Origin of the sequence: Mesorhizobium sp. B1-1-5 (assembly GCF_006443065.1) — a bacterium.
Taxonomy (GTDB): domain Bacteria; phylum Pseudomonadota; class Alphaproteobacteria; order Rhizobiales; family Rhizobiaceae; genus Mesorhizobium.
Window position 1 is genome coordinate 1 of the sequence record NZ_VFWS01000174.1, and the last position, 8137, is coordinate 8137.

Below are 8137 nucleotides of genomic sequence, written 5' to 3' on the forward strand. Positions count from 1 at the left end.
GGGCTATTGCACATGGCTTTGGGACTTCGGAGAACCCGGCATGTCTTGACGTCATCCTCGGGCTTGTCCCGAGGATCCGCCGTCGCACGCGGATATAGCGCGACCAGTTCAGGGGCCGGTAGATCCTCGGGACAAGCCCGAGGATGACGGCCTTGTGTTGGCCTTCGCCGATAAACCCCACATGCGATCCCCCTGCCCTCAAGGGGGGAGATTGGATGTCATCGCCGCTTTCGCCAATTTTCATCGCTGGAGATTGGTCAGCGCCATCGAAGCTGCCGATCTCCCCCCTTGAGGGGGAGATGTCCGGCAGGACAGAGGGGGGTGCGTTGGCGCCATCCTTGGGGAACGCGGCTCATGAGGAGACTTTGCAATGAGCACAGCCACGCGCTCCTTGCCACGCGCCATCGGCGCGCATGCGATCCTCCTGACCTACACCGCGATTGCGCTGTTTCCGGTGATCCTGGTGGTGATGAATTCGTTCAAGTCGCGCGCGGGCATCTTCGGCGCGCCGCTGACGCCGCCGACGCCGAAGACCTTCGACCTGATCGGCTACACCACGGTGATCGGCCAGGGCGACTTCATCCACTACTTCCAGAACAGCCTCGTCGTCACCGTCGCCTCGCTGTTCTTCGTGCTCTTGTTCGGCGCGATGGCCGCCTTCGCGCTGTCGGAATACCGCTTCCGCGGCAACACGATGATGGGGCTCTACCTGGCGCTCGGCATCATGATCCCGATCAGGCTCGGCACCGTCGCCATCCTGCAATTGATGGTGGCGACCGGGTTGGTCAACACGCTGACGGCGCTGATCCTGGTCTATACCGCGCAAGGCCTGCCGCTGGCGATCTTCATCCTGTCGGAATTCATGAAGCAGGTGTCCAGCGACCTGAAGAACGCAGGCCGCATAGACGGGCTGTCGGAATACACGATCTTCTTCCGGCTGGTGCTGCCGCTGGTGCGTCCGTCCATGGCGACCGTCGCCGTCTTCACCATGATCCCGATCTGGAACGATCTGTGGTTCCCGCTGATCCTGGCGCCGTCGGAAGAGACCAAGACGGTGACGCTCGGCGCGCAGCTCTTTCTCGGCCAGTTCGTCACCAACTGGAATGCGATCCTGGCGGCGCTGTCGCTGGCGATCCTGCCGGTGCTGATCCTCTATGTCATCTTCTCGCGGCAGCTGATCCGCGGCATCACGTCAGGAGCGGTCAAGTGAGCCGCAATAGCCAACTTTTGATAGGGCTGCGCTTCACCCTCTCAGGAAAAAATGGAGCAGTCAGGTGAGCGATAAAACCCCTCTTCGCGTTGTCGTCGCCGGCCTCGGCAATATGGGCCGCAGCCATGCGCTGGCCTACCACAGCAACCCAGGCTTCGAGATCGCCGCACTCGTCAACCGTTCCGAGGTGCCGCTGCCGGACGGGCTCGCCGGCTATGGCATAAGACGCTCCTTCGACGACGCGCTGCGCGACGAGAAGCCGGACGTCGCGGCGGTCGCCACCTATTCCGACAGCCATGCCGACTATGCGGTGCGGGCCTTCGAGGCCGGCTGCCATGTCTTCGTCGAGAAGCCGCTCGCGACGACGGTTGCCGACGCGCAACGCGTCGTCGATGCCGCCAAGGCCAACGGCAAGAAACTGGTGATCGGCTATATCCTGCGTCACCATCCGTCCTGGATGCGGCTGATCGCCGAGGCGCGCAAGCTCGGCGGGCCATATGTCTTCCGCATGAACCTCAACCAGCAATCCTCCGGCCATACCTGGGAGACGCACAAGCAGCTGATGCAGACGACGTCGCCGATCGTCGACTGCGGCGTGCATTATCTCGACGTGATGCTGCAGATCACCGACTCGAGGCCCGTCGAAGTGCGCGGCATGGGGGTGCGGCTGAGCGACGAGGTGGCGCCGTCGATGTACAATTACGGCCACCTGCAGGTGCTGTTCGAGGACGGCTCGGTCGGCTGGTATGAGGCCGGCTGGGGACCGATGATCTCGGAAACGGCCTTCTTCGTGAAGGACGTGATGTCGCCCAAGGGCTGCGTCTCGATCGTGATGAAGGAGGGTGTGAAGTCCGACGATATCGACACCCACACCAAGACCTCGACGATCAAGCTGCATAGCGCGGCGACCGGGCCGGACGGCAAATTCGCTACGGAAGACCAGCTGCTGTCGATGGAAGGCGAACCGGGCCACCAAGAGCTTTGCGACCTCGAACAGGCCTTCCTGCTCAAGGCCATCCGCGAAAATGTCGACCTCACCCGCCACATGGACGATGCCGTGAAGTCGCTCGCCGTCTGCCTTGCCGCCGACGAGAGCGTGCGCAGCGGCAACGCCGTAAAACTCTAGAACAGGAACGACGCCGTGGGCTCGCTGAAGATCGAGAATGTGAAGAAGGCTTTCGGGCCGGTCGAGGTGCTGAAGGGCATCGATCTCGAGGTGACGGACGGCGAGTTCGTCGTTTTCGTCGGCCCGTCCGGCTGCGGAAAATCGACGCTGCTGCGCGTCATCGCCGGCCTGGAAGATTCGACCTCCGGCCGCGTGCTGATCGACGGCACGGACGTTTCCGTCACCCCGCCGGCCAAACGCGGCATCGCCATGGTGTTCCAGACCTACGCGCTCTACCCGCACCTGACGGTGAAGAACAATATGGCGCTGGGCCTGAAGCAGGCTGGCACGCCGGCGGCCGAGATCGAGCGGCGCATCAAGATCGCCTCGGCGATGCTGTCGCTGGAGCCGTACCTTGAGCGGCGCCCGGCGGAACTGTCGGGCGGCCAGCGCCAGCGCGTCGCTATCGGCCGCGCCGTGGTGCGCGAGCCGAAGCTTTTTCTCTTCGACGAACCGCTGTCGAACCTGGACGCCGCGTTGCGCGTCAACACCCGGCTTGAGATCGCGCAATTGCACCGGCGGCTGAAGGCGACGATGATCTACGTCACCCACGACCAGGTCGAGGCGATGACGCTGGCCGACAAGATCGTGGTGCTCAATGCCGGCCGCATCGAGCAGATCGGCAGTCCGATGGAGCTCTACAATTTGCCGGCCAACGAATTCGTCGCCGGCTTCATCGGCTCGCCGAAGATGAATTTCATCGACGGCGCCAGGCTGGACGAAACGGCCAAGACCATCGGCGTGCGGCCGGAACACGTCACCGTCGACGCGACGTCGGGCGCCTGGAAAGGCACGGTCGTGCATGCCGAGCATCTCGGTGCCGACACCAATCTTTATCTCGACTGCGAGAAGGCCGGGCTGATCACCGTGCGCATCTTCGGCGTCTACAACGCCGAGCCGGGCGCGACCCTCTACGCAACGCCCGATGCGGCGAAGACGTATCGGTTCGGGGCGGATGGGAAGGTGCTGAAGTAGGCGGCGGCCTTTCCTTCTCCCCTTGTGGGAGAAGGTGGATCGGCGCGCCAGCGCCGAGACGGATGAGGGGTGCTCCAGCGGAGTGCGTCCTCAAAGATTGGAGAATTCCAGGCGCTTAATCCTGCAGCGCGGAGGTCCTTCCAACACCCCTCATCCGGCCGCTTCGCGGCCACCTTCTCCCACAGGGGGAGAAGGGGAAGTCTGCGCTTACTCGTCCGCCTTGAATGTCTGCTTCTGCTGGCCCAATCCCTCGATGCCGAGCTCGACGACGTCGCCGGGCTTCAGGAACACCGGCGGCTTCATGCCGAGGCCGACGCCGGGCGGGGTGCCGGTGGAGATGATGTCGCCGGGATGCAGCGACATGAACTGGCTGAGATAGGAGACCAGATACTTCACGCCATAGACCATGGTCCTGGTCGAGCCGTTCTGCATCGTCTTGCCGTTGACGGTCAGCCACATCTTGAGGTTCTGCGGATCGGCGACCTCGTCCTTGGTGACCAGCCATGGGCCGGTCGGGCCGAAGGTGTCGCAGGACTTCCCCTTGGTCCACTGGCCCTGGCGCTCGGCCTGGAAGGCGCGCTCGGAGACGTCATGCGCGACGCAGTAGCCGGCAACATAATCCAGCGCGTCGTCTTGCGAGACATACTTCGCCGTCTTGCCGATGATCACGCCGAGCTCGACTTCCCAGTCGGTCTTGACCGAGCCGCGCGGGATCAGCACGTCGTCATCGGGCCCGACGATCGCCGAGCTTGCCTTCATGAAGATGATCGGCTCCGGCGGCACGGTGGCGCCGGTCTCGGCGGCGTGATCGGAATAGTTCAGGCCGATGCAGATGAACTTGCCGGTGCCGGCGACGCAGGCGCCCAGGCGCGGCTTGCCGGGAACCACCGGCAGCGACTTCGGATCGAGCTTCGAGAGCATCTCCAGCGAAGCCGGATGAAGCGTCGTACCGGCGATATCGGCGACATGAGCCGAAAGGTCGCGGATCGTCCCATCCGCATCGAGCAGGCCCGGCTTTTCGCTGCCAGCTTCGCCATAGCGCAACAACTTCATCATTCTTCTCCTAAGGTGCGGCCTGAAGCCATTTTGCAAAATTCGTTTCGATTGCGGTCGTTGCGAAAGCCGGGCGGACCGTAGCCATCGATCTGATCCCCGGCAAGCGCGAACGCCGCATCGGGCGATCTGGCGAAGGGGATTTTCAGACTGATCGATGCAGTACCCGATTGCCCTGCCAAGCCCTTTACGATCCCTCAGATCGACCAGCCGCCGTCGATGTTGTAGGCCTGCCCCGATGTGTAGGTTGCGCCGGCAAGGTAGACGGCGAGATCGGCGATTTCCTCCGGCGTGCCAAGCCTGCCCATGGGCTGGCGGGCGATGAAGGCCGCGCGCGCCACCTCATAGTCGCCCTGCGCATGCATGCGGTCCTGCAGCGACGGGCTTTCTACCGTGCCGGGGCAGATGGCGTTGCAGCGAATGCCCTTGGCCACATAATCGGCGGCGACCGCCTTGGTCAGGCCGACGACCGCCGCTTTGGTCAGCCCGTAGACGAAGCGGTTCGGCACGCCCTTCTGCGAGCTTGCCAGCGAGGCCATGTTGATGATCGAGCCGTCGCCGCGCTCCAGCATGCCGGGCAGCACGGCGCGGATGGTGCGGATCATCGAACGGACATTGAGGTTGAGCGCGAAGTCGAGATCCTCGTCCTTCATCTCGAGGATGGAGCCACCATGGACGAAACCGGCGCAGTTGAACAGCACATCGACCCGGCCGATCTCGGCGAAGGCGGAAGCGACGGCCGCGTCGTTCAGCACATCGAGCTTGCGGGTCTTGACGCCGGCAGTCTTGCCCAACTCGGCCAACAGCGGCTCGTTGATATCGGTGGCATGAACGGTCGCGCCCGCCTTGGCGAAGGCCAGCGCGCTCGCCCGGCCGATGCCTTGCGCCGCCGCGGTGACCACAGCCACCTTACCCGCCAGATCCGCCATGTTTTTCTCCTCGCCTGCCTGGAGCGTCCGCCTCTATCGATGGCCGGCCCAGGCGTCGTGTGCCAGACAACCGGCATCGTGCGGTCAGATTTCCGCTTCACAGATAAAGATGTTTTTTCTCGTTAAAGAACACGCGCCCGAGCGTCAAGCCCGAGGTCAATCACCTTCGCGACAGCGGGTGAAATGGCTCCGTCGCGCGGCGCGCCTCAGGCGGGCCTTCTCAGTCGCCGTAAGGCACCCAAACATTCTTGACCTCGATGGCGCGGCGCAGGAAGGCCTCGCCTGCCGCCTCGCCCGAGGCCCAGTCGAGGCTGCGGCCATTGCCGGTCCAGACGCGTTTGAGATTGCCGATGGAGTCAGCCTCCGCCTTGGCGCAAATGTCGGCATCGGCGAACACCCAGAGCCCGTCGACGTCGTCATGCTTGGCCAGCACGCCAGCGAGCTCGGCGCTGCGACCGGTGACGATGTTGATGGCGCCAGGGGGCAAGTCGGAATATTCGATCACCTGGTAGAGGTCGGTCGCAAGCAGCGGATGCCGCTCGGACGGGGCGGCGACGACGGTGTTGCCCATGGCAAGCGCCGGCGCGACCAGCGAAATGAAGTTGAGCAGCGGCTGGTTGTCCGGCGCGACGATGCCGACGACGCCGACCGGCTCATGCAGCGCAAGCGTGACGACACGAGCCGGCGGCTGGTGGACGCGGCCCTCGAACTTGTCGGTGAGGCCGGCATAGAGGAACAGCCGCTCGATCGACTGCTCGACCTCTTCGCGCGCGGCCTTGGCGGTGACGCCGGTCAGCTGGACAAGGCGCGCGGCGAACTCATCGGCGCGGCCCGAAAGGTTCTCTGCGAAATAATAGAGCACCTGGCTGCGGTTATAGGCGGTCGCCTCCGGCCAGGCCTTGCACGCGCGGGCAGCGGCGACCGCGTCGCGAATGTCCTTGCGGTTGCCGAGGCCGACTTCGCCGGCCAGCTTGCCCTTGGCGGTGGCAACGGCGAGCGAATAGTTGCCATCCGGGCGCACCTGCTTGCCGCCGATGAACAGCTTTGCCGTACGATCGATCGCCGTGCCGTCGGCCTGTTCGGCCGGCTGGGCGGAACCGGCAGCTGCCGGCTTGATGACAGGTCCAACGGGCAGCTTCACCGCCAGATATTCGAACATGCCCTCGCGGCCGCCTTCACGGCCAAAACCGCTTTCGCGATAGCCGCCGAAGCCGCAGGCGGCGTCGAACATGTTGGTGCCGTTGACCCACACCACGCCAGCCTTCAATTGCGGCGCGACATGCAGGGCCAGATTGATGTTCTCGCTCCACACCGAAGCGGCCAGGCCGTAGCGCGTGTTGTTGGCAAGCTCGATCGCTTCCTCGGTGTTGCGGAAGCTCATCGTCGCCAGCACAGGCCCGAACACCTCTTCCTGCGCCAGGATATTAGCCGGCGAAACACCTGTCGCGAGCGTGGGCAGGTGATAGTAGCCTGTCGTCGGCAAGGCAGCGTCCGGCTGCCAGCAGACGGCGCCCTGTTTTGCTCCCTCGGCGATGAGACCCTTGACGCGGTCCAGCTGGGTGCGGTCGACGAGCGGGCCGATGTCGGTGTTCTTGTCGAGCGGACTGCCGACTCGCAGCCGCGCCATCCTGACCTTGATCTTCGCAATGAGGGCCTCGGCGATGCCTTCCTGGACCAGGAGGCGCGAGCCGGCGCAGCAGACCTGGCCCTGGTTGAACCAGATGCCGTCGACCAGGCCTTCGACGGCGCTGTCGAGATCGGCATCCTCGAAGACGATGAAGGCGGACTTGCCGCCGAGCTCCAGTGAAAGCTTCTTGCCGGAACCGGCGGTGGCTTTGCGGATGATCTTGCCGACTTCCGAAGAGCCGGTGAAGGCGATCTTCTGGACGCCGGGATGGTTGACGATGGCCGCACCCGCCTCAGGGCCGCCCTGGACGATGTTGACGACGCCTTTCGGCACGCCGGCCCGCTCGCAGATCTCGGCGAACAATATGGCGGTGAGCGGCGTGAATTCGGCAGGCTTCAGCACCACCGTGCAGCCAGCGGCCAAGGCCGGCGCGATCTTCCAGGCCAGCATCAGAAGCGGGAAGTTCCACGGAATGACCTGGCCAACGACGCCGACGGGCTTGTGGTCTGGAAAATCCTTGTCCAGCGTCTGCGCCCAGCCGGCATGATGGATGAAGTGGCGGATCGCCAGCGGCACGTCGATGTCGCGGCTCTCGCGGATCGGCTTGCCGTTGTCGATCGATTCCAGCACCGCGAACAGGCGCTGGTGGCGCTGCATGGCCCGGCCGATGGCATAGAGCACTTTTGCGCGGGCATAGCCCGATGACGCCGACCATTTCGGCAGCGCTTTTGCCGCAGCAGCGACCGCGCTATCGATGTCGGCGGCGCCCGCATCCGAGACCTTGCCAAGCAGCTTGCCGGAAGACGGCTCGCTGGTGTCGAAAGTCTTGCCGCTTGCCGCCGCCTTCCAGCCGCCGTCGATGAACAGCGCCTTGGAGAAGTCGCGGCCGGCAAGCCAGGCATCCGCCTCGTTGCGGGCTTCCGGCGCCGGGCCGTATTCCATGGCGTGATAGCGTTCGAGGATGTTCATGGGACGGCGCTCCAGATAATTGTCTTGGAAGGCATTCCTTCGCGCCCCCCTCTGTCCTGCCGGACATCTCCCCCACGGGTGGGGAGATTGGCCGTCATCGAGGATTTCGCCAATCACCTACCTTGCAGACCGGGCGCCGACGGCCGCGAAGGCCAATCTCCCCCCTTGTGGGGGAGATGTCCGGCAGGACAGAGGGGGGCGCGAAGGAA

General features: G+C 64.4%; 7 protein-coding genes. 3 read left to right on the forward strand and 4 right to left on the reverse strand.

The window, feature by feature from the left end; all coding sequences use genetic code 11:
* Positions 1-370 precede the first annotated feature (370 nt).
* The 3 genes from FJ980_RS28285 to FJ980_RS28295 all read left to right on the forward strand — a co-directional run bounded on the left by FJ980_RS28285 (position 371) and on the right by FJ980_RS28295 (position 3350).
* Positions 371-1210 (forward strand): carbohydrate ABC transporter permease, encoded by an 840-nt coding sequence (locus FJ980_RS28285; protein ID WP_140546948.1) that lies wholly within the window; start codon positions 371-373, stop codon positions 1208-1210.
* Between the two features lie 64 nt (positions 1211-1274).
* A complete protein-coding gene (locus tag FJ980_RS28290) occupies positions 1275-2336 on the forward strand; it encodes a Gfo/Idh/MocA family oxidoreductase (protein ID WP_140546949.1) in 1062 nt (353 codons plus the stop codon).
* A gap of 15 nt (positions 2337-2351) precedes the next feature.
* A complete protein-coding gene (locus FJ980_RS28295; RefSeq protein WP_140546950.1) occupies positions 2352-3350 on the forward strand; it encodes an ABC transporter ATP-binding protein in 999 nt (332 codons plus the stop codon).
* Positions 3351-3557: 207 nt separating this feature from the next.
* Here FJ980_RS28295 and FJ980_RS28300 read toward each other — a convergent pair whose 3' ends face one another.
* From FJ980_RS28300 to FJ980_RS28310, 4 genes are all read right to left on the reverse strand, one after another.
* A complete protein-coding gene (locus tag FJ980_RS28300; protein ID WP_140546953.1) occupies positions 3558-4403 on the reverse strand; it encodes a fumarylacetoacetate hydrolase family protein in 846 nt (281 codons plus the stop codon).
* Entirely contained in the window at positions 4403-4585 is a 183-nt protein-coding gene (locus tag FJ980_RS34835; RefSeq protein WP_181181324.1) for a hypothetical protein, read from the reverse strand. The genes FJ980_RS28300 and FJ980_RS34835 overlap by 1 nt, the downstream gene beginning before the upstream one ends.
* Positions 4586-4600: 15 nt before the next feature.
* Positions 4601-5332 (reverse strand): SDR family oxidoreductase, encoded by a 732-nt coding sequence (locus FJ980_RS28305; protein ID WP_140546951.1) that lies wholly within the window; start codon positions 5330-5332, stop codon positions 4601-4603.
* Between the two features lie 220 nt (positions 5333-5552).
* Positions 5553-7928 (reverse strand): aldehyde dehydrogenase family protein, encoded by a 2376-nt coding sequence (locus FJ980_RS28310; protein WP_140546952.1) that lies wholly within the window; start codon positions 7926-7928, stop codon positions 5553-5555.
* Positions 7929-8137: the final 209 nt, after the last annotated feature.

Coding starts and splice junctions, on each gene's coding strand:
- FJ980_RS28300 (WP_140546953.1), bottom strand. CDS start 4,403: ATGAAGTTGTTGCGCTATGGCGAAGCTGGCAGCGAAAAGCCGGGCCTG.
- FJ980_RS28285 (WP_140546948.1), top strand. CDS start 371: ATGAGCACAGCCACGCGCTCCTTGCCACGCGCCATCGGCGCGCATGCG.
- FJ980_RS28305 (WP_140546951.1), bottom strand. CDS start 5,332: ATGGCGGATCTGGCGGGTAAGGTGGCTGTGGTCACCGCGGCGGCGCAA.
- FJ980_RS28310 (WP_140546952.1), bottom strand. CDS start 7,928: ATGAACATCCTCGAACGCTATCACGCCATGGAATACGGCCCGGCGCCG.